At 71.6% G+C, this 24,529-nt stretch carries 27 protein-coding genes; 10 read left to right on the top strand and 17 right to left on the bottom strand.

From position 1 onward, the window contains the following. Nucleotides 1–6 precede the first annotated feature (6 nt). The 3 genes from ABZ642_RS39135 to ABZ642_RS39125 all read left to right on the top strand — a co-directional run bounded on the left by ABZ642_RS39135 (nt 7) and on the right by ABZ642_RS39125 (nt 4,244). Nucleotides 7–1,644, top strand: coding sequence for an amidohydrolase (locus tag ABZ642_RS39135; protein ID WP_360493939.1), 1,638 nt, complete (start codon nt 7–9; stop codon nt 1,642–1,644). Nucleotides 1,645–1,822: 178 nt separating this feature from the next. Then, nucleotides 1,823–2,140 (top strand): hypothetical protein, encoded by a 318-nt coding sequence (locus ABZ642_RS39130; protein WP_360493936.1) that lies wholly within the window; start codon nt 1,823–1,825, stop codon nt 2,138–2,140. A gap of 373 nt (nt 2,141–2,513) precedes the next feature. Continuing rightward, nucleotides 2,514–4,244, top strand: coding sequence for a hypothetical protein (locus ABZ642_RS39125; RefSeq protein ID WP_360493933.1), 1,731 nt, complete (start codon nt 2,514–2,516; stop codon nt 4,242–4,244). Nucleotides 4,245–4,301: 57 nt separating this feature from the next. Here the strand turns inward: ABZ642_RS39125 and ABZ642_RS39120 are convergent, their stop codons facing one another. From ABZ642_RS39120 to ABZ642_RS39100, 5 genes are read right to left on the bottom strand one after another with little or no spacing between them, the layout of a single operon-like run. Further along, a complete protein-coding gene (locus tag ABZ642_RS39120) occupies nt 4,302–5,552 on the bottom strand; it encodes a cytochrome P450 (RefSeq protein WP_360493930.1) in 1,251 nt (416 codons plus the stop codon). After that, entirely contained in the window at nt 5,549–6,154 is a 606-nt protein-coding gene (locus ABZ642_RS39115) for an ATP/GTP-binding protein (RefSeq protein ID WP_351697096.1), read from the bottom strand. Before ABZ642_RS39115 ends, ABZ642_RS39120 begins: the two co-directional genes overlap by 4 nt. Further along, a complete protein-coding gene (locus ABZ642_RS39110) occupies nt 6,135–6,506 on the bottom strand; it encodes a DUF742 domain-containing protein (protein WP_355709351.1) in 372 nt (123 codons plus the stop codon). The genes ABZ642_RS39115 and ABZ642_RS39110 overlap by 20 nt, the downstream gene beginning before the upstream one ends. Next, nucleotides 6,503–6,913 (bottom strand): roadblock/LC7 domain-containing protein, encoded by a 411-nt coding sequence (locus tag ABZ642_RS39105; protein ID WP_046733906.1) that lies wholly within the window; start codon nt 6,911–6,913, stop codon nt 6,503–6,505. The genes ABZ642_RS39110 and ABZ642_RS39105 overlap by 4 nt, the downstream gene beginning before the upstream one ends. A 5-nt stretch (nt 6,914–6,918) precedes the next feature. Beyond that, nucleotides 6,919–8,706, bottom strand: coding sequence for an ATP-binding protein (locus ABZ642_RS39100; RefSeq protein ID WP_360493925.1), 1,788 nt, complete (start codon nt 8,704–8,706; stop codon nt 6,919–6,921). 348 nt (nt 8,707–9,054) lie between these two features. On the opposite strand from ABZ642_RS39100, the gene ABZ642_RS39095 reads away from it, so the two are divergent. Together ABZ642_RS39095 and ABZ642_RS39090 are read left to right on the top strand one after the other, a co-directional pair. Next, nucleotides 9,055–9,417 carry a DUF1304 domain-containing protein gene (locus ABZ642_RS39095; protein ID WP_360493922.1) on the top strand — a complete coding sequence of 121 codons (363 nt, stop codon included), beginning with the start codon at nt 9,055–9,057 and terminating at the stop codon, nt 9,415–9,417. 8 nt (nt 9,418–9,425) lie between these two features. Further along, nucleotides 9,426–9,989, top strand: a complete 564-nt coding sequence (locus ABZ642_RS39090) for a TetR/AcrR family transcriptional regulator (protein ID WP_360493919.1) — start codon at nt 9,426–9,428, stop codon at nt 9,987–9,989. Nucleotides 9,990–9,993: 4 nt separating this feature from the next. Here the strand turns inward: ABZ642_RS39090 and ABZ642_RS39085 are convergent, their stop codons facing one another. Beyond that, complete coding sequence (locus ABZ642_RS39085) at nt 9,994–10,839, bottom strand: hypothetical protein (protein WP_360493916.1); 846 nt, start codon at nt 10,837–10,839, stop codon at nt 9,994–9,996. Between the two features lie 154 nt (nt 10,840–10,993). Between ABZ642_RS39085 and ABZ642_RS39080 the strand changes: the two genes are divergently transcribed. Beyond that, nucleotides 10,994–11,944 carry an NADP-dependent oxidoreductase gene (locus ABZ642_RS39080; protein WP_360493913.1) on the top strand — a complete coding sequence of 317 codons (951 nt, stop codon included), beginning with the start codon at nt 10,994–10,996 and terminating at the stop codon, nt 11,942–11,944. 28 nt (nt 11,945–11,972) lie between these two features. Here the strand turns inward: ABZ642_RS39080 and ABZ642_RS39075 are convergent, their stop codons facing one another. Continuing rightward, a complete protein-coding gene (locus ABZ642_RS39075) occupies nt 11,973–13,079 on the bottom strand; it encodes an NAD(P)-dependent alcohol dehydrogenase (protein WP_360493910.1) in 1,107 nt (368 codons plus the stop codon). A 25-nt stretch (nt 13,080–13,104) separates the two neighbouring features. Continuing rightward, on the bottom strand, nt 13,105–14,562 hold the full coding sequence (locus ABZ642_RS39070) for an aldehyde dehydrogenase family protein (RefSeq protein ID WP_360493907.1): 1,458 nt from the start codon (nt 14,560–14,562) through the stop codon (nt 13,105–13,107). Nucleotides 14,563–14,705: 143 nt separating this feature from the next. On the opposite strand from ABZ642_RS39070, the gene ABZ642_RS39065 reads away from it, so the two are divergent. Both ABZ642_RS39065 and ABZ642_RS39060 read left to right on the top strand, forming a co-directional pair. After that, nucleotides 14,706–15,134 carry a MarR family transcriptional regulator gene (locus ABZ642_RS39065; protein WP_360493904.1) on the top strand — a complete coding sequence of 143 codons (429 nt, stop codon included), beginning with the start codon at nt 14,706–14,708 and terminating at the stop codon, nt 15,132–15,134. 174 nt (nt 15,135–15,308) lie between these two features. Further along, complete coding sequence (locus ABZ642_RS39060) at nt 15,309–15,701, top strand: anti-sigma factor antagonist (RefSeq protein WP_360493901.1); 393 nt, start codon at nt 15,309–15,311, stop codon at nt 15,699–15,701. 28 nt (nt 15,702–15,729) lie between these two features. On the opposite strand, the gene tuf is transcribed toward ABZ642_RS39060, so the two are convergent. The 3 genes from tuf to ABZ642_RS39045 form a co-directional block, all read right to left on the bottom strand. Continuing rightward, the gene (tuf, locus tag ABZ642_RS39055) at nt 15,730–16,923 is read right to left on the bottom strand and encodes an elongation factor Tu (protein WP_360493898.1); all 1,194 of its coding nucleotides are present in this window, start codon (nt 16,921–16,923) and stop codon (nt 15,730–15,732) included. Between the two features lie 65 nt (nt 16,924–16,988). Then, complete coding sequence (locus ABZ642_RS39050) at nt 16,989–17,945, bottom strand: ribose-phosphate pyrophosphokinase (protein WP_360493895.1); 957 nt, start codon at nt 17,943–17,945, stop codon at nt 16,989–16,991. Nucleotides 17,946–18,004: 59 nt separating this feature from the next. Beyond that, nucleotides 18,005–18,721, bottom strand: a complete 717-nt coding sequence (locus ABZ642_RS39045; RefSeq protein WP_360493893.1) for an SDR family oxidoreductase — start codon at nt 18,719–18,721, stop codon at nt 18,005–18,007. Between the two features lie 74 nt (nt 18,722–18,795). Between ABZ642_RS39045 and ABZ642_RS39040 the strand changes: the two genes are divergently transcribed. Beyond that, the gene (locus tag ABZ642_RS39040) at nt 18,796–19,611 is read left to right on the top strand and encodes a helix-turn-helix transcriptional regulator (RefSeq protein WP_360493890.1); all 816 of its coding nucleotides are present in this window, start codon (nt 18,796–18,798) and stop codon (nt 19,609–19,611) included. Between the two features lie 366 nt (nt 19,612–19,977). Continuing rightward, on the top strand, nt 19,978–20,610 hold the full coding sequence (locus ABZ642_RS39035) for a DUF4230 domain-containing protein (RefSeq protein ID WP_360494031.1): 633 nt from the start codon (nt 19,978–19,980) through the stop codon (nt 20,608–20,610). Between the two features lie 14 nt (nt 20,611–20,624). Here the strand turns inward: ABZ642_RS39035 and ABZ642_RS39030 are convergent, their stop codons facing one another. Genes ABZ642_RS39030 through ABZ642_RS39005 form a run of 6 tightly spaced genes read right to left on the bottom strand, consistent with a single transcriptional unit; the run spans nt 20,625 to nt 24,349 of the window. Further along, the gene (locus tag ABZ642_RS39030) at nt 20,625–22,376 is read right to left on the bottom strand and encodes a complex I subunit 5 family protein (protein WP_360493887.1); all 1,752 of its coding nucleotides are present in this window, start codon (nt 22,374–22,376) and stop codon (nt 20,625–20,627) included. Next, a complete protein-coding gene (locus ABZ642_RS39025) occupies nt 22,376–22,723 on the bottom strand; it encodes a sodium:proton antiporter (RefSeq protein WP_360494028.1) in 348 nt (115 codons plus the stop codon). The genes ABZ642_RS39030 and ABZ642_RS39025 overlap by 1 nt, the downstream gene beginning before the upstream one ends. A gap of 10 nt (nt 22,724–22,733) precedes the next feature. Continuing rightward, nucleotides 22,734–23,474 carry an MnhB domain-containing protein gene (locus ABZ642_RS39020; RefSeq protein ID WP_360493884.1) on the bottom strand — a complete coding sequence of 247 codons (741 nt, stop codon included), beginning with the start codon at nt 23,472–23,474 and terminating at the stop codon, nt 22,734–22,736. Continuing rightward, nucleotides 23,471–23,725, bottom strand: coding sequence for a hydrogenase subunit MbhD domain-containing protein (locus tag ABZ642_RS39015; RefSeq protein ID WP_360493882.1), 255 nt, complete (start codon nt 23,723–23,725; stop codon nt 23,471–23,473). Before ABZ642_RS39015 ends, ABZ642_RS39020 begins: the two co-directional genes overlap by 4 nt. Further along, nucleotides 23,718–24,170: a monovalent cation/H+ antiporter complex subunit F gene (locus tag ABZ642_RS39010; RefSeq protein WP_360493880.1), complete on the bottom strand. Its 453-nt coding sequence runs from the start codon at nt 24,168–24,170 to the stop codon at nt 23,718–23,720. Before ABZ642_RS39010 ends, ABZ642_RS39015 begins: the two co-directional genes overlap by 8 nt. Next, entirely contained in the window at nt 24,167–24,349 is a 183-nt protein-coding gene (locus ABZ642_RS39005) for a hypothetical protein (RefSeq protein WP_360493877.1), read from the bottom strand. Before ABZ642_RS39005 ends, ABZ642_RS39010 begins: the two co-directional genes overlap by 4 nt. Nucleotides 24,350–24,529: the final 180 nt, after the last annotated feature.

The raw sequence follows: 24,529 nt of genomic DNA, 5'->3' as shown, positions 1-24,529 counted from the left end.
GGAACGATGCACGCAGATCTGCTCTTCACCGGTGGCCCCGTCCTCACCCCCGAGGGACCGACGGCAGCCTCCGCCGTCGCCATCACCGGTGAGCGCGTCACCGCCGTCGGCTCCGCCGAGGAGCTGCGGGAGCTGGCCGGGCCGCGCACCGAGGTGGTCGATCTCGCCGGGCGGCTGCTGCTGCCCGGTTTCCAGGACGCGCACGTCCATCCGGTGCCGGCCGGGCTCGAGTTGAGCCAGTGCGACCTGACGGGAGTGCGGACCGCCGCGGAGTCCGTGGCCGCCGTGCGCGCCTATTCCGAGGCGCGTCCGGAGCGGGAGTGGATCCTGGGCGGCGGCTGGTCCATGGAGGCGTTCGAGGGCGGTACGCCGACCCGGGAGCTGCTGGACTCCGTCGTACCGGACCGGCCGGTGTATCTGCCGAACCGGGACCATCACGGGGCCTGGGTCAACAGCCGGGCCCTGGAGCTGGCCGGGATCGACCGCGACACGCCCGACCCGGCCGACGGGCGGATCGAGCGGGACGCCTCCGGCGCGCCGAGCGGCACGCTCCAGGAGGGGGCGATGCGGCTGGTCGGCCGGCTCGCGCCGCCCGCCACCCCGGCGGACCGGCTCGCGGCCCTGCTGCACGCCCAGCGGTATCTGCACGCGCTGGGTATCACGGCCTGGCAGGACGCGCTGGTCGGGGACTTCCTCGGCATGGACGACCCGGCGCAGGCGTACCTGGCGGCGGCCCGGGACGGTTCGCTGACCGCGCGGGTGGTGGGCGCGCTGTGGTGGGACCGGGAACGCGGCGCCGAGCAGATCCCGGAACTCGTCGAGAGGCGGGCCGCGTTGAGCCACGGCAGGTTCCGGGCGGGCACGGTGAAGCTGATGCTGGACGGGGTCGCCGAGAACGGCACGGCCGCGCTCCTCGACCCGTACCTCGACAAGTGCGGCTGCGCCACGGCCAACCGGGGCAAGAGCTTCATCGACCCGGCGCGACTGCCCGAGTACGTGACGGAGTTGGACGCGCTCGGATTCCAGTGCCACTTCCACGCGCTGGGCGACCGGGCCGTACGGGACGCGCTGGACGCCGTCGAGGCGGCGCGGACCGCCAACGGCCCCAGTGACACGCGGCCCCACCTGGCGCATCTCCAGGTCGTGCACCCCGCCGACATCCCGCGTTTCGGCCGGCTCGGCGCCACCGCCAACATCCAGGCGCTGTGGGCCGCGCACGAGCCGCAGATGGACGAGCTGACGATCCCCTTCCTGGGGTCCGAACGGGCCGGATGGCAGTACCCGTTCGGGGCGCTGCTGCGCTCCGGGGCGCGGCTCGCGGCCGGCAGCGACTGGCCGGTGAGCAGCCCCGACCCGATCCAGGGCATCCATGTCGCGGTGAACCGGGTCGAACCGGGCGGCGACGCGCCGGTGTTCCTGCCCCGGGAGCGGCTCGGGCTCCGGGACGCGATCACGGCGTACACGGCCGGATCGGCGTACGTGAACCACCTCGACGACACCGGCCGGGTGACGGTCGGGGCGCTCGCGGACCTGGTGGTCCTGGACCGCGATCCGTTCGCCGGGGACCCCTGGCGCATCGCGGACACACGTGTCGCGCACACATACGTGGGGGGCGCGCGAGTGTACTCGGCTCAGGAGGCGTGAGCAGTAACACACATCACGGTGAGGTCACGCGTAGATCATTTACGCTCTGGGCAGCCTCGTACCGCTTCACGACTCAACTTTCGAGCCACGAAGGCCAGTTCGAGTGCGCGGGTGGCCGACAGGCCACCCGTTCGCAGGGACGGGGGGACTCTGCGCTCTGTCTCCCGAAAGGAAACACATGCCTCAGGACGTCACCTTCGACCTGCCCTTCGAGACCTCCGTCAGTGATCATCCGGAGTTCGCGCGCACCCAACGGCCTTGCCGGATCCGGGACATGGACCCGGTGACCGGCAAAGTCGGGTTCGAGAAGTACACGTCCTGGGACCTGCCGCAGACCGTGGGTGCCCTGCCCGATCGAAGCAGGGCGGGCGCTGATCGGGCATACGGGGCGGCCGGCGTCGGATCCTCGGGCCTTGCCGGAGAGGCCGCGCACCTCGGATCCGGGGGTCGCGCCACGCCTGACGGGCCGCGAGCGCTTCCTGATCGACACAGCTGAGGCGGCGCCGCAGGCGCTCGTCCGGTAGCAGGAGTGCTTCGACAAGGCGGGCCGGTCACGGAAGGCCCGCGGTGTCGAGGGCGAATCCGCCATGGACGAGCGGGCCGCCGCGTTGGCGAACCCGGGCGGGCACGGGCGGGCACGGGCGGTTCGTCCTCGGAGGGCGGGTAGGGCGACCCGCTCCACTTCCTGGGCCGTCAACGCAGCAGTAGTGCCCCTCACGGTCGTTCGCAGCAGGAGCCGGAGCCGGTCGTGTGAGTCCGGCTGTTCGGCGAGGCCGTCGCGGAAGAAACAGAAGATTCCCGGACCCGACCGGCCAACGACGACGGTCGGTCGATTCCGTTGCCAGGACCACAGCTCGAAGGAGACCGGTGTGACATCTCAAGGCGTAGGTGCTGTTCAGAAGGCGTCCGCCGACAGCCTGCTCCCGGCGCAGCCCAGCGCCCAGCTCCGGCCCGCGGAGGCGGGGAACACCCTGGCCGGCCTCTTCGTGAAACGCATCAACGGGAGCACCGAGGAGTACCGAAGGGCCCAGAACACCGCTCAGCAGCGGCTGGACGCACTCGGATCCCCCCGCGCCGGCACCACGCTGCATGTGGAGGGAGCCCTCCAACTGGCGCCACGCGCGTTCCTCCCGCCCGACGAGGAGGGCTACGCCAGGTTGAAACGACTCGACACCAGCCTGCGCATGATCGAAGCAGCCTTCCCCCAGGTCAGCACCGATATCGAGATCTGCCGACTGACCTGCACGATGCTGGAAGGGGCCTGGCGGAGCCGGGCACTCGCCCCGCCGCGCAAGGAGGAGGCGGCAACCGCCTGCGCCTGCCCGCTGTGCCGTCGGCTGCCCACGCCCCCCGCACGCACGCCGGGTGACTACAGTTGGCGGCAGAGCGCCGGTCGTCCCCTCGCGGTCAAGACCTGGCCGTACCGCCGGGAACTCGACAGCGTCCTGACCGGTGGCTGGTCCTGGACCCGTCAGATGAACGACCTGGAACGGGACCTCGGCCACCGGCACCGCTTCGAGGACGACATCCTCGTCTTCCACGAGTACAAACGCGTGATCGACACCATCGACACCACGCGCCTCACCCAGCACGTCAAAGGCCGCCTGGCCGAGAGTTTCAGCACCAACAGCGCACGGGCCCTGGTCTCCGGACTCTTCGCGGCCCACAAGCGGTCCGTCGACGAGTACTGGCTCCAGCAGCACGACGCGGGCAGCGTCACGCTGCCCCAGACCAACCCGCTCGGGCACGGCACCTACTCACTCCTGCAGATGCTGGACTGCCTGTTCTGGCACGTCGCGCCCGACACCGAACTCTGGCAGGAGGAGAACCTCGCCTCCCTGCTGCTGTGCCGGGTCATCGACGACATGGCCGACGTCCGAGCCGACGCCCTCACCGGCGAGATCAGCAACTTCTGGCTCGCCGAGATGCCCACCCACACCAAGGCCTTCTACGCTGCCTGCGCCATAGCCCTCGTCAAGTACGGCTGCACGCCCGAGGCGCATCACCCGATGTGGAACACCTGGCTGCTGACCACCACCGTCGTCTGGATGGGGCTCACGGGACGGCACGCCCTGTGGTTCGACGGCATCACCGAGGGCCTCCCCCCGGCCGACGGATGCCCGCTGTGCGACCTGCAGCCCAACCCGTGCACCGGCATCCTGACCAACGGCACCACCCTCACCATCGCCCCCCGGCCCACCGTACCGGCACTGAGCGCCCGGACCGCCGAGCTGTCCGCACGCTGCCGGGCCCAGCACCCCGGGGCATGGCCCCTCTTCGACGCCGAGCTGCATGCCTTCGAGGCGGTGCACGGCCCTTGGCACGGCAACACCGACAGCACCTGGGAGATCCTGCGCCGCACCTACATCGCCGCCGTGGAGGCGTCCAGCACCGATCCGTCCCCGGCCCGCGCCCGTGAGGTCCAGCAGGACGCCGGCGTGGTCGGATCCGAAAGGTTCCACACCCTGCATGACCCTCTGACCGGGCGGGAGGACACCACCCTGCTCGCCTACATGTTCGGCTGCGCCCACCCGCACTTCCTCTGGAACGCCACGGGATACCGTCCCACGGGCGTCGCGGGCGACTGGCTCGACGGCTGACGCCTCAGCTCCTGTTGCCCGGTCGGGTAACCCGACCGGGCAACGGCGTGTCCGGGTCTATGCCGCGAACTCGACCGGCAGGCTGTTCAGCACGGACATCCAGGTGGACGCGGTCGAGGTGAGCTCCTCCGGCGGCACGGCCAGGCGCAGGCCCGGCAGCCGGTGCAGCAGGACGTCCACCGCGATCTCGATGATGGACAGCCCGATGCTCTGCCCGGGGCACTCGTGCGGGCCGGCGCTGAACGCCAGGTGCGACTCGTTGCCCTGCACCGAGACGTCCGGGTCGGGCCGGACCTCGGGGTCGAGGTTGCCTGGTGCGAGTCCGAGGACGAGCAGGTCGCCCTCCTCGATGCGGTGCCCGCCCAGTTCGACGTCGCTGACGGCAAAGCGCCCCGGCAGGACGGACAGCGGCGGGGAGTTCCACATGACCTCCTCCACCAGCGCGGTGATGGTCAGCTGACCGCTGGTCAGGCCGGAGAGCCGCGAGGCGTCCGTGAGGACGAGCTGCAGCACCTGGGCCAGCAGATTGCTGGTCGTGCTGTGCCCGGCCACCAGCACCAGGCGCAGATGGCTCACGACCTCGTCGTGGTCGAGGGCCGCGTGATGCTCCAGCAGGCCGGTGGTGAAGTCGGAGCCGGGCTCGGCCCGCTTGCGCTCGACGAGTGCGCCGAGGATCTCCCGGATGATGCCGTCGTGCACGATCGCGTCCTCGCCACCCTGGAACAGCAGGGCGCTGGACTCGACGAGCCGGCGCCCCTCCGCCTCGGTGAGGCCCAGAATGCGGGCGAGGATCAGCATCGGCAGGTAGCCGGCGTAGTCCGCGACCAGGTCGGCGCGGCCGTTGTCCGCGAACGCGTCGATCTGCTTGTTGGCGAAGTGCGTGGCGTGGCGCCGGATACCGCGGCCCACGGCGGCCTGGAGCCCGTCGTTGACGGCACCGCGCAGCCGGCGGTGCGCCTCGCCGTCCTGGGACACGCAGTCGGGGCGCCAGGCGACCATCGGAACCAACGGATGGTTCTCCGCGACCCGACCCTCCTTCCAGTCCCGCCAGATCCGCGCGTCCCGGGCGAACTGACGGGGATTGTCGAGCACCCGGCGACCGTCCCGGTAGCCCAGCACCAGCCAGGCGTGGATGTCGCCCTCCAGCAGCACCGGCGCCACGGAGCCGTGCTCCTTGCGCAGCCGCTCGTAGATGCCGAACGGGTCGGTCGCCGCCTCGGACCCGTACAGCCGGGTCAGTTCGGGCGAACCGTGCGCGACCGGGCAGCCGCGCGGGGCGTCGGGGCTGTCGGGGTTCTGGTCGTTCATCGGGGCTCCAGTGCGACGGCGGAGCGTTCCTTCAAATGACGTATCAGGGCGATCAGTACGTCACGGCTGGAGGCCCGGTCACGGGCGTCACAGGCCACGATCGGAGTGTGCGGGGAGATGTCGAGGGCGTCCCGGATCTCCTCGATGGGGTGTTCCTTGCAGTCCGGGAAGACGTTCAGGGCGATGACGAAGGGCACGTTCTGCCGCTCCATCTCCTCGATCGCCCGGAAGCTGGAGGCCAGCCGGCGCGTGTCCACCAGGACGATCGCACCGAGCGCGCCCTTGAACAGGCCGTTCCACAGGAACCAGAACCGTTCCTGTCCGGGGGTGCCGAACAGGTACAGCATCAGGCCCTCGTTGAGGCTGATCTTGCCGAAGTCGAGGCTGACCGTGGTCTCGGCCTTGTCCGCGACGCCGATGAGGTTGTCGACGCCGACGGTCGCCTGGGTCAGGGTCTCCTCGGTGGTGAGCGGCTTGATGTCACTGACGGAGCGGACCATGGTGGTCTTACCGGTGCCGAATCCCCCGGCGATCATCACCTTGACCGAGCGGGTCCCCCCGGCACCGGGGTCGCCGGGATGGTCAAAGCCTTTCAAGTCCACTGAGTACCTCCTGGAGGAGCGCGAGGTCGGGCCCGCGGCCGGCGTGGTGGGCCGGAATCGGATCACGGGCTTCAATACGGCCTGCGTCCAGCAGATCCGCCAACAGCACCGCGAGAATGTTGAAGGGCAATCCGAGATGGGCGGTGAGTTCGGCCACCGACAACGGATCGCGGCAACGCCGGACTATCTCCTCGTGCTCGTGCTGCATCCCCGGGACCGGGGCGGTGCGGGAGACGACGAGGGTCGCCACGTCGAGGCTCGACGCCGACCCGCCCGGTCCGCTGCGTCCCCCGGTGAGGACGTAATAACGCTCTAGACCGGACGGGTCTGTTGGCCGACGGGGAGCACTCATCCAGAGTGCTCCTCCAGACGCGGAGAGGTGCCGAGCAGCTCGCCCATCCGCCGCGACAGGTCCCTCATCTGATGCCCGAGCAGCCCCTGGTCGAGCCCTTCGCGCGCGAGGACCCCGAGGTACGTCTCCACACCGGCCCGTACGACGAAGAGGTGACCGCCGTCGACCTCGATCATCGCCAGCCGCAGCTGCCCCGCGTACTTGGGGAACTGCTCGGCAACCGGCTGGGCGAGCGCCTGCAGTCCCGCCACCACGGCCGCGAAGCGGTCCACGTCGTCCGGGTCTTCGGCGCCGAAGGAGGTGATGGCCTTGCCGTCGCTGGAGGCCACGAGGGCGAAGCGGATCTCCGGGATGCTCTCCACCAGATCACGGAGCGCCCAGCTCACGTCGGTTCCCTGTTGCGTCATGTGGACTAGTCGCTCTCTTCAGTGCGGTGCTCGGCGGACTCGCTTCCGGCGGCGGCGTCATCGGCGCCGGCCGGGGTCGCGGGTGCCGCGTCGTCTACGTCTCCGGTCAACTCGGCCTCGCTGTCCGCGGCTTCGTCCGCCACGGGCGCGCGGCCCGCGGTGGCGAAGGCGGCCAGGCCCGCGAAGGACTCCTCGGGCGGGACCGCGGGGAACGCGGCGCCCTCCGTGCGGACGGTGCGCTCCTCGGGCTGCTCCTCCTCGCGGCGCCGGCTGCGCCGCCGGGGCAGTCCGCCCGGGGTGGTGTCCGGGGCCTCGCCGGACTCCGGCTGAGTGACGGTTTCGACGGCGACCGGGCCGTGCGCCTGCACCGGGGACGCGGCGGCCGGAGCGGCCGACGCGGATACCGGGGCCGGGCCGGCCGCGGGCAGCGGGCTGAAGAACTTGTGCGGGACCACGACGACCACCGAGGTACCGAGCCAGGGCGAGTCCGCGAAGGTGACCCGGATGCCGTAGCGGCGGGCGAGGATGCCGACGACCCGCAGGCCGATGTTGGCGTCCTCGGAGATGCCCCCGATACCGGGTCCGGCCTCGGTGCCCGCCAGGGAGTGCTCGGCCTCGCGCTTCTTCTCCTCGCTCAGGCCCTTGCCGGAGTCCTGGATCTCGATGCCGACGCCGTTGGGTACCTCCTTGCCGGAGACGACGACCGGCTCGGTGGGCGGCGAGTAGCGGGCCGCGTTGTCCAGCAGGTGGGAGAAGATCAGCGTGAGGTGGTCCACCAGACCGCCGTCGACGCCGAGTTCGGGCAGATGGCGGACCTCGACGCGGTGGAAGTCCTTGATCCGGCCGATGCCGCCGCGCACCACGCTGAGCAGGCGCTGCGGCTCCTGCCACTGGCGGCCGGGCCGGTCCGAGCCGCCCAGCACGCCGATGCTGCCGGCGAGCGAGTCGGCGGGGCCGAGCTCCTGGTCGAGCTCCATGAGACCGCGGGCCACGGCGGGCAGTCGGCCGTGCTCGCCCTGCATCTCGTGCAGTCGGCCGCGCAGCTTGCTGGTCAGGACGTGGATGCGGTTGCCGATGCTGATCACGGCCTGTTCCGCGGAGGTGGAGCGGTTGAACTCCGTCTCCACGCCGATCAGCGAGGTGCGCAGGATGCGGCGCAGGTCGGCCTGGACGTCCTTGCCGACCTTGGCACACTGCTCGGTGACGGGCAGCAGGTCGTCGATGGCGTCGCCGTCGCGCAGCCGCTTCAGCGCCTCGGGCAGCTGCTCGTCGGCGAGCCGGGAGATCGCGGCCCGCTGGTGCGAGAGCTGGTCCTGCCAGACCTCGGCCTGGTCGGCGAGCTGGGCGTCGGAGGACTTCAGCTGGTCGGCCAGCCGCTCCTCGTACGCCCTTGCCTGTTCGGCCAGTTGGGCGTCGTAGTGGGCGGTCCGCTCGCCGAGCCGGGACTCGAAGGCGGCGGCCTGCTCGTTGAGCTGGCCCTCCAGCGTGGCGCGCTCGGCGGAGAACTTGCGCTCCAGGCCCGAGACATGCTGCTGCCACTGCTGGGAGTGCTCGGCCTGCGAGCTGCGGAACGACCCTTCGGCGCTGCGCAGTTGACGCTGCGAGCGGATCAGGAGCCGTACACACACGGAGCTCGCGACGGTGGCCGCGGCGCCTGCGACGGCCGCGGTTATTCGCTCGGAGCTCATGAACGTGGCGGCGACCGTCCCTCCCCCTAAGGCCAGCGGCATCAGCCACCAGCTGTACCAGGCGACAGGGGCCCGCGCCGCCGGCGGCGGAGTGGCGAGTTCCATCTGCATCCTTCGAAGCAACACAATCGAACAACAGTGAACAGGGGCAGTGTGCGAAGGCCGCACTCATGAGTACACACGGCGGCACGGACCCACCGCGGGGTGCGTCAACCGGCCGTGACGGAAGGGAGCTTATCGGGTTTGAACCCGAAAGGATCAACCTCGGCGAGCAGAGGAAGTGAGGGTTCCGTCACGCTCCGCCAGTTGGTGGCAAATCAACAAATACCCATTCCTGCCTGTGACTTGCCGACATGTTCGCCTAGGCCGGGCGCCGGGCGGCCGGATCACCTCCTGGACATCTGTCCAGCTATAGTGGACACCTGTCCAAGTGAGTGGGAGGGTCCGTCGATCATGGAAATCCTGGCGAACGTGCTGGTCGGCCTGATAGCCGCGCTGCACGTGTACATCCTGGTGCTGGAGATGCTCCTGTGGCAGAAGGGGCCGGGCATGCGCTTCCACGGCTTCGACGCGGAGCTGGCCCGGCGGACCGCGCCGTTGGCCGGCAACCAGGGCCTGTACAACGGTTTCCTGGCGGCCGGCCTGGTATGGGGGCTGGTGGCGCCCGACCCGACGGGCTTCCGGGCCCAGGTGTTCTTCCTGTCGTGCGTGGTGGTCGCGGGGGTGTACGGCGCGGTCACCGCCAACCGGCGGATCCTGTTCGCGCAGGCGCTGCCGGGTGCCCTCGCCCTGGCCGCCGTCCTCGCCGCCCGGTGACCGGCCCGGTGCCCCGCCCCGCGGTCGAGGACCCGCGCACCGCCCGCACCCGGGCGCGGCTGCGGGCGGCCCTGCTGGCGGAGTGCGCCGAGCGGCCGCTGGCGGAGGTGGGGGTGGCCGCGCTGGTGCGCCGCGCCGGGGTGGGCCGGGCCACGTTCTACGTCCACTACGACGGCCTGGAGGCGCTGGCGGTCGACACCTGCGCGGACGTCGTACGGGACGCGGTGGACGCGCTGCACGCCTGGCGGGGCCGGCCCGATCCGGTCCATGCGCCGCCGGCGCTGCTGGAGTTCTTCGCGGGGCTGGTTCCGCACACGGCCCTGTACCGGGAGCTGCTCACGCCGGGCGGCGGGGGCCCGCTGGGCCAGGTGCTGCACCGGGACCTGCGGGCCCGCAGCCTGGCCGAGCGCGAGCTGGCCGGCGCGGCGGACGCCCCGCTGGTGGCCTCGGCGGTGGCCGCCACCTTCGCGGGGGTGCTGGCCGACTGGCTGCACGGCCTGCTCGACGCCGGCCCCGACGAAGTGGCCGACCAGGTCTGGCAGTTGCTGGTCGCCCTGCACATGAGCCGCTGAGCGGTCAGCCGCAGGCGAAGCCGCGCCGCTCCTTGGGCCAGGCCTCCACGCCGTACGAGGTGCGGACGTACGCCGTGTCGCCGTCGTCCGTCAGCCACAGGCGCCAGTCACGGAAGCGGTATCCGGTGTCGTGCGCGTCGGCGGGCATCGTGGTGTCACCGTCGTAGCGTCCGGCGAGTTCGGAGCCCTCGGTGAAAACGCCCTGCGGATCGCGGACGTAGGTCGTGCCGCCGAGCGTCAGGAAGTGTGCCGACTGCCAGCCGCAGTGCTCGGGGCCGGAGGAGCTGGTGATCTTCGAGACCGGTGCCCGGCGGCCGCCGGAGTCGGTCCAGATCTCGGGCCATCCCGGTCCCGACGTCACGCTCGCCGGGAGTTCGGAGGGATCGCAGGTGGCGTTGGTCTCCGGCCCCCAGCCGGGCCTGCCCTTCTGGTCCCTGGCGACCACGACGGCCACTTTCGTGCGCCCGCCGACGTCGTAGGAGTAGAGCACCCGGTCCGCTTCCCTGCGCTCCACGCGGTAGCCGCTGCGCGGCACCTCCGGTTCGAACATGTCGAAGAAGAGCCGCAGACCCGCCTCGGGAGAGTCGCCGCCGTCGCCCTCGCTCCAGCCGTCGGGCCCGGTCCCCCAGTAGATCTCCCCGTCGCACTCCAGCGCACGGCCGGCCGCGCCGGAGGCGGTGCGCATGGCCTGCGGGGTGCTCTCGTCGACCTCGTTCGTGGGGATGTCCAGCGGCCCGCGGTACGGCGTCGCAGGCGGCGTCCCCTCGACCACGAGGGCCGGCCCGCCCGCGCCGTCGCAGCCCACCGCCGCGGCCGCCACCAGTACCGTCGCCGCCAGCCCTCTGCGCATGCCCGCCCCCGCTGCTCGTCACCGTTGCCGTCCTTGGACGGCGGAGCGGGTCGGAACGTTCACGCTCGCCGGGAGCGAGCACTGGCACGATTCCATCGAAGGTTGGCCATCGTGCCATTTCCCGGGCGGGCACATCCCGGCAGGCTGGGTGACCATGAGCAATGTGAACACGATGCGTGTGGTCAGTCAGGACGTCCTCGGCGGCCCCGAGGTACTCAAGGTGATCGAGGTGGCGCGGCCGCAGCCGCGCCCCAACGAGGTGCTGGTCCGGGTGCGGGCCGCCGGCCTCAACCCGACCGACTGGAAGCACCGGGAGACCGGTGGCTTCCTGGGCAAGCCGCCCTTCGTCCTCGGCTGGGACGTCTCCGGCACGGTCGAGGAGACCGGGATCGGTGTCGCCGCCTTCAAGCCCGGTGACGAGGTCTTCGGCATGGTGTCGTACCCGTTCGGCCACGGCACGCACGCCGAGTACGCGATCGTCCCCGCCCGCGCCCTGGTGCCGAAGCCTGACGTGGTCGACCACGTCCAGGCGGGCGCGCTGCCGCTGGTGTCGCTCACGGCCTGGCAGGCATTGGTGGAGAACGCCGACGTACAGCCGGGGCAGCGGGTGCTGGTGCACGCGGCGGCCGGCGGGGTCGGGCATGTGGCGGTGCAGATCGCCAAGGCGCGTGGGGCGTACGTGATCGGCACGGCGAGCGCCGCCAAGCACGACTTCCTGCGCGAGATCGGCGTGGACGAGCCGGTGGACTACCGGTCCGTGGACGTCACGGAGACGGTGCGGGACGTCGACGTCGTACTCGACACGATCGGTGGTGACACCTCCGTCGATTCGCTGCGGGTGCTGCGGCCGGGCGGGATCCTGGTGTCGATCCTGCCGGTGGGCTCCGCGGAGCTGTACGAGGAGGCCGAGCGGCTGGGGGTGCGGGCGGTGCGGATGCTGGTGGACGCCGACCGGGCCGGGATGCGGGCGGTGGCCGGGCTGGTGGCGGAGGGGAAGCTGCGCGCCACCGTCGCGGGGACCTTCCCGCTGGCCGATGCCGCCAAGGCGCATGAGCTGGGCGGCACCGGCCGGACCACCGGGAAGCTGGTCCTCGTGGTGGACTGACCCCCAGGGGCGTCAGAGGCCCCGGGAGTCAGAAGGTGAGCACGGGCTTGATCGCCTTGCCCGTGCTCATGTCCCGCACCGCCCGGTCGATCTCGGCGAACGGGTAGGTGCTGATCAGCCGGTGCAGCGGGAGGCGCCCGTCCCTGACCAGCCGGACCAGGGCCGGGATGAAGGCCTGGGTCTCGCTGTCGCCGAGGGTCAGGCCGACGATCCGTTTGCCGGCCAGCAACCCGTTGACGTCCAGGGGGACTTCGGTACCGAAGGGCGGGGCGCCGACGACGACCAGGGTGCCGCGGGCGGCCAGTGCGTCGACGCCCTGGCGGAGCACGGCGACGCTGCCGGTCGTCTCCACGATGCCGTCGGCGCCGTGGCCCCCGGAGAGGCGCTGGACGGCTTCCGGCACGCTCTCCCGGGTCGCGTCGACGGTGTGGGTGGCGCCCACCTCCCGTGCCAGTTCGAGGCGTTCGGCGACCCGGTCGACGGCGACGACCGTGGTGGCCGGGGTGAGCGCGGCCGCCATGACCGCCGACAGCCCCACCGCGCCGGCGCCGAGGACGACGATCGTGCTGCCGGTGGCCGGCTCCAGTACGTTCCACACGGCGCCGACCCCGGTCTGCACCCCGCAGCCGAGCGGGGCGATCGTCTCCAGCGGAACCTCGGGGTCGACCTTGACCAGGCTGCGCTCGTCCGCCAACGCCCGTTCGGCGAAGGAGGACTGGCCGAAGAAGTGGCCGCCGAGCGGCTCGCCGTCGCGGACGACCGTGCCGGTGCCGTCGGCGCGGCGGCCGCCGATCAGGTTCAGCGGCAGCCAGGTGGCGCAGTAGGCGGGGTGGCCGCCGTGACAGTTGCGGCAGTTGCCACAGGAGGTGAAGGACAGCACGACATGGTCGCCGGGGGCCACGGCGGTGACGGCGGAGCCGACGGCTTCGACGACTCCCGCGCCCTCGTGGCCCAGGACCCCGGGCAGCGGGAAGGGAAGGGCACCGCTCGCCACGCTGAGGTCGGTGTGACACAGGCCGGTGGCCACCATGCGGACGACCGCCTCGTACGGCCCCGGCTCGTCGAGTTCGACGTCGCTGAGGGTGAAGGGCGCGCCGCCGGACTCGACCACGGCGGCTCGGGTGGTGATGGGCATCGTGCGGACTCCTGGTGGGCGGGGCTCAGCCGAGCGAGACGACGACGGACTTGACCTTGGTGTAGGCGGCGAGGGACTCGGGGCCGTACTCGCGGCCGAAGCCGGAGGCCTTGACGCCGCCGAAGGGGACGGCGGGGTCGAGCATCGCCCAGTCGTTGATCCAGACGATCCCGGCCTGGAGGCGGGCGGCGACCCGGTGGGCGCGGGTGAGGTCGCCGGTCTGGATACCCGAGGCCAGGCCGTAGGGCGTGGAGTCGGCGAGGGCGACGGCCTCGTCCTCGGAGTCGAAGGGCTGCACGGTGAGGACCGGACCGAAGATCTCGTCCTGGATCACCCGGGAGTCGTTCGGCAGGTCGGCGATGACGGTCGGCTGGTAGTAGAAGCCGCCGTTCAGGTCGAGGCGTTCGCCGCCGCAGACGATGCGGCCGCCCTCCTTGCGGGCTGTCTCGACGTACTCCTCGACCTTGCGCAGATGCTTCTCCGCCGCCATCGGCCCGACCACGGTGGCCGGATCGCGAGGGTCGCCGACCGGGACGCCGGGGACGGCGCCGGCGAGTATGCCGAGCAGGGTGGCGTGGACGGGGCGGGCGACAAGGAGCCGGGGGCCGCCCATGCAGAACTGGCCGGTGTTGAAGACGAACGCCTTGATGACCGCGCCGACCGCTTTCTCCAGGTCGGCGTCCTCGAAGACGAGGTGGGCCGCGTTGCCGCCGAGTTCCATGGTGACCGGCTTGAGCGCCTCCCCGGCGGTGCTCGCCACATGCCGGCCGACGGCGGTGGAGCCGGTGAACGCGACCTTGTCGACGCCCGGGTGGCGCAGCAGGGCCTCGCCGGCGACCGGTCCGGCGCCGGTGACGACGTTGACGACACCGTCGGGGACGCCCGCCTGCCGGAACAGCCGGGCCATGTACAGGGCGCTGAGCGGGGTCTCGTCGGCCGGCTTGTGGACGACCGTGTTGCCGGCCGCGAGGGCCGGGCCGATCTTCGAACCGGCCAGGACCAGGGGGAAGTTGAACGGGGTGATGGCGGCGACGACGCCGATCGCCTCGCGCCGGGTGTAGGCGAGGGCGTGCAGCGGGGTGTCGCGGACGGCGCCGTCCAGGGAGTGGGCGAGAGCGGCGAAGTGCTCGTAGTCGTTGGCCGCGTTGGTGACGTCGACGGCCCCGGCCAGTGTGATCGGCTTGCCGACGTCCAGGCTCTCCAGGGCGGCGATCTCCTCGGCGTTCTCCCGGATCAGCTCGGCGATCCGGTGCAGTACCCGGCCGCGCTCCCGGCCGCTGAGCCCCGACCACTCCCCCGCGTCGAAAGCCTCCCGGGCGGCGCGCACGGCGGCGTCGACGTCACCGGCGCCCGCCTCCGCGACGGTGGTGATCACCTGGCCGGTGGCCGGGTCGATCACCTCCGTGCGGGCGCCGTCGGCGGCGTCCCGCCACTGTCCGCCGATGAACAGCTGCCCTGGTCCGGTCTCGAAGGTGGTCGTCATTGCCCACTCCCCAGCGTCGATGGCGCGGCCGGCGTCGACCGCTTGGTCGCCAAGATTTCAACAAACAGGATTCCTGTTGGTTCAGCACCTGGTCCGCAGTCTGATTACAGACAGGATTCCTGTCAATGGTCTAGGGTGCACGCATGGTCGGTACAAAGACACGCCCCTCGCTGCTCTACATGGTCAAGCAGCTGGAGCTCGTGGTGCGCTCACACCTCGACGAGCTGGTGAAGCCCGCCGGGATCACGGCGCTGCAGTACACGGCCCTGACCGTCCTGGAGCGCCATGACGGCCTTTCGGCCGCCCAGTTGGCACGGGACTCCTTCGTGACCGCCCAGTCGATGGCCGACCTCGTACGGTCGCTGGAGAGCCGTGGGCTGATCCGCCGGGAGCGGAACCCGCACAACCGGCGCGAGCTGCTGATCCTGCTCACGGACGAGGCGCGCGAGCTGCTCGCCGGCGTCGCCGGGCCGGTGCGGGAGCTGGAGGAGCGGATGGTCCGCGAGCTCACCGCACACCAGGAGGAGCAGTTCCGCCAGACGCTGGGCAAGGCCTGGCACGCGCTTTCGTAGCGCAGCGGCAGCGCTCCCACGTGCCCGTTCGTCGACTGTCGCGCACGCCACAGAAAATGACGCACCGAAGCAGCAGACATATGTCAATCGAACATGCTCAAATTCCCTCCATCGAGGGTAACTTGCAAGGCGGGGAACGGAATTGGACCGGCTGGGGTGGGAGGTGATGCCGTCGTGCGCCAGGAACCCCGACAGGATCCCGGGCCGCTCACCCGGCACCTGCGCATCCACCAGGACCGCGGCTACACGGTGCTGGAGTTCCGGGGCGAGATCGACATCGCGGCGGCGACCGAGATGGCGCCCTATCTGGACCGGGTGACCGGGCGGGAGAGCACCCGGGTGGTGATCGACATGCTGCCCGTCGACTTCTTCGACTGCTCCGGGCTGCGGCTGCTGTACCGGGCACGCGGCCGGGTGCTGGAGCGCGGCGGACAGCTCCAGCTGGTGTGCACACACCCGCTGACCCTGCGGGTGCTGAGGGTGACGGGACTGTCGCAGCTGCTGCCGCCGCTGGCGACGCTGGACGCGGCCCTCGGCCGCCCGGAGGCCACGTCCGGGTCGTTATGACGTCGTGTCAGGCAAGGCTGTGCGGAGCCTACTTGAGGATACTGATCACCTGACCGGCGCCGACCGTCCGGCCACCCTCACGGATCGCGAACTTCAGCCCCTCCTCCATCGCGACCGGCTGGATCAGCTGGACGTGCACGGTGGTGTTGTCGCCCGGCATCACCATCTCGGTGCCCGGCGGCAGCGTGACGACTCCGGTCACGTCGGTGGTGCGGAAGTAGAACTGGGGCCGGTAGTTCTGGAAGAACGGGGTGTGCCGGCCGCCCTCGTCCTTGGAGAGGATGTACGCCCGGGCCTCGAACTCCGTGTGCGGGGTGACCGATCCGGGCCTGATGACGACCTGGCCGCGCTCGACGTCGTCACGCTTGACCCCGCGCAGCAGCAGGCCGACGTTCTCGCCGGCCCGGCCCTCGTCGAGCAGTTTGCGGAACATCTCGACGCCGGTGACGGTGGTCCTGGTCTTCTGCGGGTGGATGCCGATGATCTCGACCTCGCTGTTGACCCGCAGTACGCCGCGTTCGATCCGGCCGGTGACGACCGTGCCCCGGCCGGTGATGGTGAACACGTCCTCGATCGGCATCAGGAACGGCCGGTCCACCTCCCGCACCGGCTCGGGCACGAACTCGTCGACGGCGTCGAGGAGTTCGAGCAGGGACGCGGTCCATTCGGGGTCGCCCGCCAGGGCCCTGAGCGCGGAGACCCGGACGACCGGGACGTCGTCGCCGGGGAACTCGTACTCGCTGAGCAGCTCGCGCACCTCCAGCTCCACCAGTTCCAGGATCTCCTCGTCGTCGACCATGTCGGTCTTGTTGAGCGCGACGACGATGTACGGCACGCCCACCTGCCTGGCCAGCAGGACGTGTTCCTTGGTCTGCGGCATCGGCCCGTCGGTGGCCGCGACCACCAGGATCGCCCCGTCCATCTGGGCGGCCCCGGTGATCATGTTCTTGATGTAGTCGGCGTGGCCCGGGCAGTCGACGTGGGCGTAGTGCCGGCGCTCGGTCTGGTACTCGACATGCGCGATGGAGATGGTGATGCCGCGCTGCCGCTCCTCGGGCGCCTTGTCGATCTGGTCGAACGGGGTGAACGGGTTGAGCTCGGGGAACTTGTCGTGCAGCACCTTGGTGATGGCCGCGGTGAGTGTCGTCTTGCCGTGGTCGATGTGCCCGATGGTGCCGATGTTCACATGGGGTTTCGTCCGTTCGAACCTGGCCTTCGCCACTGGGGGCCTCCCGTCCGCCTCGGTGGAGCCGAGCGCGGGTCAGCGCCGCAACTCCTCCTTCCTGTCTAGACGTTGCGCGGCTCGTCGAACAGGGCGCTCACGGACTCACCGTTGTGAATACGGCGTACGGCCTCGGCCAGTGCCGGGGCGATGGACAGGACCCGCAGCTTGTCGGTGTACTCCTCGACGGGTACCGGCACGGTGTTGGTGCACACGATCTCCAGCACGTCGGGCTGCTCGCTCAGCCGCTTGAGCGCCCCGGCCGCGAACAGGCCGTGCGTGCACGCGATCCGGATCGAGCGGGGCGGCCCCAACTCCCGTAGCCGCTCCAGGAGTTCGACTACCGTGCTGCCCTTGGCGATCTCGTCGTCGAGCACGATGACGTCCCGGTCGGCCACATCGCCGATGACGGAGCTGATGATCACCCGGTCGTCGGCGAACCGCTGCTTGGCGCCGGCCGCCACCTGGGCGCCGATCAGCCGGGCGAAGGCGGCGGCCTCCTTCGCGTTGCCGAGGTCGGGCGAGACGACCGTGGTGCGCGACAGGTCGTACCGCCGGAAGTGCGCGGCCAGCTCCCGCAGGGCGTGCAGATGGTCGACCGGCACCGAGAAGAAGCCGTGCACCTGCGGGGCGTGCAGGGTCATGGCGAGGACCCGGCTCGCACCGGCGGCCACCAGCAGATCGGCGACGAGGCGACCGCCGAGCGAGATGCGCGGGGCGTCCTTCTTGTCGGAGCGGGCGTAGGAGTAGTGCGGCATGACGACGGTGATGCGGCCCGCGGAGGCACCACGGGCCGCGTCGCACATCAGCAGCAGCTCCACCAGGTGCTCCTGCACCGGCCGGACCAGGGGCTGGATCAGGAAGACGTCCCGCTCCCGGCAGTTCGCCTGGAGCTGTACCTCCAGACAGTCGTTGGCGAACCGGCTGACCCGTGTCGGGCTGAGCGGCACCCCGAGGTGCGCGCAGACCTCCTCGGCCAGCTCGGGATGGGCGCTGCCGCTGAAGACGGCGATGTCTCGCACGATCCGCTCCTCGCATGATCAATACGGGCTACGCGTTCATGCTACGGACCGTTGCGCTCTCACCACGGCACGGATGTGCCGTCCCAGGAGAAGAACCCGCCGGTCGGCCCGTCGTCGGGCAGCAGCGCCAGCCGTACGGCCCCGCGTGCCCCCTCGGCCGGATCGCCGCCCCCCGCGGCCGCCCCGGGGACCAGGTCGGTGGCCCGGCGCCCCGGGGCGAGGGCGTTCACCTTGATGCCGTCGTCGGCCAGCTCCTGGGCGTAGAACAAGGTCAGCGCGTTGAGCGCGGCCTTCGAGGAGCGGTAGGCGGCGGACCGGGGGCTGCCGGGGGCGAACTGCGGATTGGGGTGGGTGCTCCAGGTGAGGGACGCGGTGCCGCTGGAGACGTTCACGACGCGCGGGTGGGCGGAGCGGCGCAGCGCGGGCAGGAAGGCGTTGGTGACCGCGACGACACCGAAGACGTTCGTCTCGTAGGTCCGCCGGAGGTCCTCGACGCCGGTCTCGGTGGGCGGGCCGGTGACCGGCTGGACGCCGGCGTTGTTGACCAGGACGTCCAGGCGGTCGAGGCGGGCGGCGGCGCGCTCGATGCTGCCGGGATCGGTGACGTCGAGGGCCAGGAGCCGGGCGTCGCCGCCGATCTCCGCGGCGGCCCGCTCGCCGTGCTCGATGTCCCGGGAGCCCACGTGGACGCTGAAGCCGGCCTCCACGAGGAGCCGGGCGGTATGGAAGCCGATGCCCTTGTTGGCACCGGTGACGAGTGCTGTGCGATCGTTCATGACAGCCACGGTTCCCCGGCCGCGTCCGTCCTGCCAGGGACCACCTGTACCAGGCGGACCGGGGAGGCGGCGGTATGGCGAGGCAGGAACTGGCCCGCTTCCTGCGGGAGCGCCGGGCGGCACTGCGTCCGCGGACGGTGGGACTCGCGCCGGGCACCGTCCCGCGCCGGACGCCCGGCCTGCGGCGTGAGGAGGTCGCGGAGCTGGCCCACATGTCCGTCGACTACTACACCCGTCTGGAGCAGGCCCGCGGCCCCCGCCCCTCCCCGCGCGTCCTGGACGCCCTGGCCGGGGCGCTGCGGCTGGCCCCCGCCGAGCGCAGCCATCTCTTCCGGCTGGCCGGCTCGGCCGCGGCGCCGCCCGCCCCCGTGGCGGTCCGGCGGGTGCGCCCGCACGTGGCCGGAATGCTGGAGCGGCTGCCCGACACCGCGGCGATCGTCACCGACGCCTCCTACGGCCTGGTGGCCTGGAACCCCCTGGCCCAGCTGCTGTTCGGCGGGGACCTGGGACGCGGCACGACCAACCTGGCGCGGCGGCGCTTCCTGGGCCAGGGCCGGATGTACGCGAGTTCCGCTGCCGGGGAATTCGGCCACATCGTCGTGGCCCGGCTGCGGCGGGCCGCCGAGCGGTATCCGCACGACGCGCAACTCGCCGCCCTGCTGGAGGAGTTGCGCGCGGGGAGTGAGGAGTTCCGGCGCATCTGGGCGACCCATCCGGTGCATGCGCCGGGGCATCGCACCAAGGTCCTCGACCATCCGGAGCTGGGGCGGCTCCGGCTGAACTGCGACGTCCTGCTGGTGCCGGAGGACGACCAGGAGGTCGTCCTCGTCACGGCCGATCCGGGCTCGGCGTCGGCACGCCGGCTCGCGGAACTGGCGGCGCGGGTCTAGCCGGCCAGGAAACGGGCCCTCGTGCCCCGGCACACGGCCAGTTGGCGTGCCCGTCGGTGAGGAGGTGGACGACGATGTTGCCGAGCGCGGACATCGGGACACGTCACACGGTGCATCGGACAAAGGGGCCGGGACGTGCCTTCTGCGGTCATCCGGGGCTCCTGGCACGCCGACGGGAGGTCACTCCACGCCAAAGCGTGTATCAGTCCTGCGTCAGCTGTCTCAATCGGCCAACAACACGGTCTGGCAAGGCGTTCGGCGGGCATTCGTCTCGTTGGAAAGGAGGACCGTCACATGGCGAGTTCCACCAAGGAGAGCAAGGAGACCTCCGAGAAGGAGACTCCGGTCAAGGCCCGGCCCCGGCGCATGCCCGGTTGGGCGAAGCTGCTCACCGCGTTCGTGCTGGTGCTCGTGGTGCTGTTCGCCGGGATCAAGCTGGCGGTGCTACCGGGCATCAAGGACCTGTTCGGCACGGAGACCCGTGACAACACGGGCCCCGCGCTGCTCAAGTCCATCCAGGACATGAGCCGTTACGACGCGGCGTCGGGCAACTTCCAGGTCGTCGTGGACCTGGAGAAGGACGCCAAGTACCTGCCGAGCGCGATCCGCGGCACCCGCACCCTGTACGTCGGGGCGGGCAACGTCGATTCCTATGTCGACCTCGGGAAGATCGGCGAGAAGGACGTGACGGTCAACGACGACCGCACCGAGGCCACCATCCGGCTGCCGCACGCGCAGCTCGGCAAGGCCACCCTGGACGCCGACCACTCCTACGCCGTCTCCAAGCAGCGCGGTCTGCTGGACCGGCTCGGCGACCTGTTCTCGGACAACCCCAACAGCGAGCAGGCGGTGCAGAAGCTGGCCGTGAAGCACATCTCGGACGCGGCCAAGACCAGCGGTCTGACCACCCGGGCCGAGACCAACACCACCGACATGCTGGAGGGCCTGCTGCACTCCCTCGGCTTCACGGAGGTGCATGTGTCCTACGGCACGGTCTGATCAGGACTGTGTGATCAGCCGCCCAGCACACCCGGCAGGGCCAGCGCCCCGAGCGTCGCGGCGCCGACCAGCAGCCAGGCCACGTAGTCCCCGACGTGCCCGGACTGCAGGCGGCGCAGCGGCAGCGCCCGGCCCCGGGCCCCCAAGCGGCCGGGGCGGGTGACCGCGAGGGCGGCCAGGCCGACGGCCAGGAGGGTGGAGAGGCAGCCCAGCAGGACCCCGGTGGACGTCCAGTGGACGGCGGCCGGGGTCCTGCCCCTGTCGACGGCACGGGCCAGCGCCGCCGGGAAGCCGGGGGCGAGGCCCATGGCCAGGGCGCCGGCCAGCAGCACGGCGGGGACGGCGGTCATCGTGCCCGGGATCCGCCCGAGCCGGCCCTCGGTCTCGGGCTCCTCGCCGGTCCCGGTGGTCTCGTACGCGTCGCCCTTGGGCGGCCGGTCCCCGAGGCCCAGGAAGACCCGGGCGGCGACCCGCAGCACCGCCCCCGCCGTCACCGCCGACACGATGACGTAGAGCACGGTCAGTGGAGCGCCCACCGCCTCCTCGGCGACCGATTTGCCGAGCGCGGTGCCGAACGGCGGCAGCCCCGCGAGGGCCAGCGCCCCGAGGGTGAACAGGACGCCCACCGCGCGCAGTTCCCGGGCCCGGCCGTGCAGCGCGCGTTCGTCGACGTTGCCGTAGCGGTCCAGGAGGATCCCCGCGCAGGCGAACAGGGCGGCCTTCACCCCGGCGTGCCCGAGCAGGTACAGGGCGACTCCGGAGTCGCCCGCCGGGGTCAGGACGCCGAGGCCGACGAGGAACAGCCCGGTGTGGGCGATCGTGGAGTTGGCCAGCAACCGCTTGATGTGCCGTTGGTGCCAGCACATGAACGCGCCCAGCACGGCCGTGAGCGTGCCGAGGACGACCAGTGCCCGTTCCAGGTCGGCGGCCGGGATGCCGCCGGGTCCGGCGAAGACCGTGCCGTACACCCGCCACACCCCGTAGCCGCCGAGCTCGACCATGACTCCGGAGAGGAGCATGCAGACCGGGGTGGGGGCGACGGCGTGGGCGTCCGGGAGCCAGAAGTGGAAGGGCACGGCGGCGGCCTTGACCAGCAGTGCGGTGAGCACCAGCACGAAGGCGGCCAGGACCAGCGCGTCGGGGCGGCCGTGCGCGTCCAGGCCGCGACCGATCTTCGCCATGCCCAGTTCGCCGGTGCGGGCGTACAGCAGGGCGATACCCGTCAGCATGGCGTACGCGCCGAGGGAGTTGACCACGCCGAAGGTCAGGGCCCCCTGCACCGCCTTCGCCTCGTCGATGCGGTAGCCGGTCAGCGCGTAGGCGACGACGCTCATCAGCTCGAAGAACACGAACGCGTTGAACAGGTCGCCCGCGAGCGCGAAGCCGCACATCCCGGCCTGGAAGACCAGCATCAGCGCCGGGAAGGAACCCGCGTGGCGGCGCGGCGGCTCCGCGAAGTAGTGCCATGAGTAGACCAGCGCGGCCAGGGTCAGCAGTGAGGCGAGAGCGGCCATGCCGAGCGCCGGGCCGTCCCCGGTCAGCACGATCCCGACACTCTCCCCGCCGACCGGCCGCCAGCCGCCGGCCCACTCGACCAGCGGGGGCGAGGAGTTGAGCAGCAGGACCAGCGCGAGGGCGCAGGTGCCCGCGCACACCACGCAGGCGAAGCTCTCGGCGAGGACCCGGTGCAGTCGGCGGCCACCGGCCACCAGCAGGGTGGCACCGAGCAGCGGGACGGCCACGAGCAGCGGCAGCAGGTGGCGCATCAGCCGCGCAGCTCCGTCAGTTCGTCCGGATCGACCGTGCCGTGCCGCTTGGCGACCTGCAGGACCAGCGCGAGCAGCAGCGCGGTGACGGTCGCGCCGACGACCACGTCGGTCAGGGCGAGTGCCTGCACCACCGGGTCGACCAGCGGCCGGGTGCCGGGCCGGAGATCGGAGAAGACGGGTGCGGTGCCGCCGTCGCGGTAGCCGACCGCGAGCAGCAGGACGTACGTCGACGACTGGACGACGGCCAGACAGCCGACGGCGTGGATCAGGTTCCGGCTGGTGGCAAGGCCGTAACAGCCCGTCAGGAAGATCCAGACAGCGACCAGATAGGGGAATACGTGCATCACCGGCGGCTCAACTCCCGTTCTCCTCCTCGATCTCCACGGCCTGGTCGAGGAAGCTCGCGAGCAGGACGACGACCGCGCTCGCCACCTCCATGCCGATGGCCGCGTTCAGCAGGGGGACCAGACCGCCGGAGGAGAGCGTGTTGAACGTCCCGTACGGCAGCAGTGTGTTGGCGAGGACGGCGGTGCCGGCCAGCAGCCCGGAGAGGCCCAGCACCAGGTAGGCGCAGGCGGCCAGGGAGTCGGCGACCTCGAAGGCGCCGATCGGGCGGACGCGTTCCAGGGCGTGGTAGTCGGCGCCGAGGTACAGCAGGTGCAGCGCGGTCGCGGCGACGACCCCGCCCTGGAAGCCGCCGCCGGGGCTGAGCTGCCCGTGCGCGATGACGTACAGGCCGGTGACCAGGGCGACGGGGAGCACCAGCAGGGCGTACCGGCGGACGGGCAGGGCGACTTCGGCGGACCCTGGACGGGCCCGGTGCTCGTCGCGGGTCTGGCGCAGCAGGACCACACAGCCGAGGACGGCGGCGAAGAGGATGCTCATCTCGCCGAGGGTGTCGTAGGCGCGCTGGTCGAAGTTGACGGAGGAGATGACGTTGGCGGTGTGCCGGGCCAGGGCGGCACGGACGGCGCGGTCGCCGTAGGGGTGGCTGCGGCCGCCGAAGGACGGCAGGTCGAGGCCGGCGGCGACCAGCAGGGCGGCGAGGCCAGCGCCGCCGACGGCAAGCAGCCACAGCCGCAGGCGCCGGGTCACCTGTCGTCCGCCTTTCGGCGCCGCTTGACCTTGCGGACCGACAGCATGATCAGCAACGGGGTGAGCGCGGAGCCGACGGCGAGCTGGGAGAGACCGACGTCGGGGGCCTGGAGCACGGTGAACAGGGCACCGAGGAACAGTCCGAGGAGGGACAGCACCAGGGCCTGGCGGGCCGGGTCGCGGGTCGCCACGGCCGCGGTCGCCGAGGCGGCCGTCAGCAGCAGCGCGACGACGATCACCGCGTCAGCCACCGCGCACCCCCCGGAACCCGCCGGACAGCGCCCGTGACGCGACCACGTTCCCGCCGACCAGGAGCGCCCCGATCACCAGCAGTTTCACCGTCGCCCGACCCGGTCCGGTCACCGCGCAGACCACCAGCACGACCACCGCGCCGACCCCGGCCGCCGTCCAGGTCAGGCCCCAGGCGGCGGGCCGTTCGTCCGCCAGGTCGTCGGCGAGCAGCCGGGCGAAGACCAGCGTGCCGACGGGACCCAGCAGCGCGAGGAGCAGCGCGAGATCGACGTAGGACGTACGGCCGTAGCCCTGGGCGAGCAGCAGCAGGCTGGGGCAGACCGCGGAGGTGGCGAGGTTCTGGCCGACCACCCGGCGGCCGAGCGGGCCGGTGGCGACCGCCCACAGAGCGGTGCCCGCTCCCCCGGCCAGCAGCACGGTCGCGGCCAGGATCCAGCCGTTCACCGCCAGGTCACCGCCCGTCGGCCGACCCGGGCCGCGAGGGCGCCGACCGCCGCCGCGCTCGCGCCGACGATCCGCTCCAGGGTGTCGACGCCGCCGATGAACACCAGCCAGAGCAGGGCCAGTCCGGCCCACCAGGTGAGCAGTTCGGCCGCGGCGACGAGCGCCGTACGTCCGGTCATCCGCCGCCTCCTTGGGCCGCCTTGCGACGCTATGCCCGTTTCGCCGTCTCCGGCATCCAAGCACCGCATCCGTCGCGGGGAGCGACGGCACGCGGGAACGGGTCCGGAGTGCCCGGGGAGCGCGGACGGAAACCTCGGGTGCGCTCCGGCCGCCGCCATGGGTGAGGGCATCTCCGGGCG

It is taken from the genome of Streptomyces sp. NPDC007157 (genome assembly GCF_040634235.1).
Lineage (GTDB): Bacteria > Actinomycetota > Actinomycetes > Streptomycetales > Streptomycetaceae > Streptomyces.
This window is presented reverse-complemented; position numbering and strand designations above follow the sequence as displayed.

Coding starts and splice junctions, on each gene's coding strand:
- ABZ642_RS39135 (WP_360493939.1), top strand. CDS start 7: ATGCACGCAGATCTGCTCTTCACCGGTGGCCCCGTCCTCACCCCCGAG.
- ABZ642_RS39130 (WP_360493936.1), top strand. CDS start 1,823: ATGCCTCAGGACGTCACCTTCGACCTGCCCTTCGAGACCTCCGTCAGT.
- ABZ642_RS39120 (WP_360493930.1), bottom strand. CDS start 5,552: ATGAACGACCAGAACCCCGACAGCCCCGACGCCCCGCGCGGCTGCCCG.
- ABZ642_RS39110 (WP_355709351.1), bottom strand. CDS start 6,506: ATGAGTGCTCCCCGTCGGCCAACAGACCCGTCCGGTCTAGAGCGTTAT.
- ABZ642_RS39105 (WP_046733906.1), bottom strand. CDS start 6,913: ATGACGCAACAGGGAACCGACGTGAGCTGGGCGCTCCGTGATCTGGTG.
- ABZ642_RS39100 (WP_360493925.1), bottom strand. CDS start 8,706: ATGGAACTCGCCACTCCGCCGCCGGCGGCGCGGGCCCCTGTCGCCTGG.
- ABZ642_RS39095 (WP_360493922.1), top strand. CDS start 9,055: ATGGAAATCCTGGCGAACGTGCTGGTCGGCCTGATAGCCGCGCTGCAC.
- ABZ642_RS39085 (WP_360493916.1), bottom strand. CDS start 10,839: ATGCGCAGAGGGCTGGCGGCGACGGTACTGGTGGCGGCCGCGGCGGTG.
- ABZ642_RS39080 (WP_360493913.1), top strand. CDS start 10,994: ATGAGCAATGTGAACACGATGCGTGTGGTCAGTCAGGACGTCCTCGGC.
- ABZ642_RS39075 (WP_360493910.1), bottom strand. CDS start 13,079: ATGCCCATCACCACCCGAGCCGCCGTGGTCGAGTCCGGCGGCGCGCCC.
- ABZ642_RS39070 (WP_360493907.1), bottom strand. CDS start 14,562: ATGACGACCACCTTCGAGACCGGACCAGGGCAGCTGTTCATCGGCGGA.
- ABZ642_RS39065 (WP_360493904.1), top strand. CDS start 14,706: ATGGTCGGTACAAAGACACGCCCCTCGCTGCTCTACATGGTCAAGCAG.
- ABZ642_RS39045 (WP_360493893.1), bottom strand. CDS start 18,721: ATGAACGATCGCACAGCACTCGTCACCGGTGCCAACAAGGGCATCGGC.
- ABZ642_RS39040 (WP_360493890.1), top strand. CDS start 18,796: ATGGCGAGGCAGGAACTGGCCCGCTTCCTGCGGGAGCGCCGGGCGGCA.
- ABZ642_RS39035 (WP_360494031.1), top strand. CDS start 19,978: ATGCCCGGTTGGGCGAAGCTGCTCACCGCGTTCGTGCTGGTGCTCGTG.
- ABZ642_RS39030 (WP_360493887.1), bottom strand. CDS start 22,376: ATGCGCCACCTGCTGCCGCTGCTCGTGGCCGTCCCGCTGCTCGGTGCC.
- ABZ642_RS39025 (WP_360494028.1), bottom strand. CDS start 22,723: ATGCACGTATTCCCCTATCTGGTCGCTGTCTGGATCTTCCTGACGGGC.
- ABZ642_RS39005 (WP_360493877.1), bottom strand. CDS start 24,349: ATGACCGGACGTACGGCGCTCGTCGCCGCGGCCGAACTGCTCACCTGG.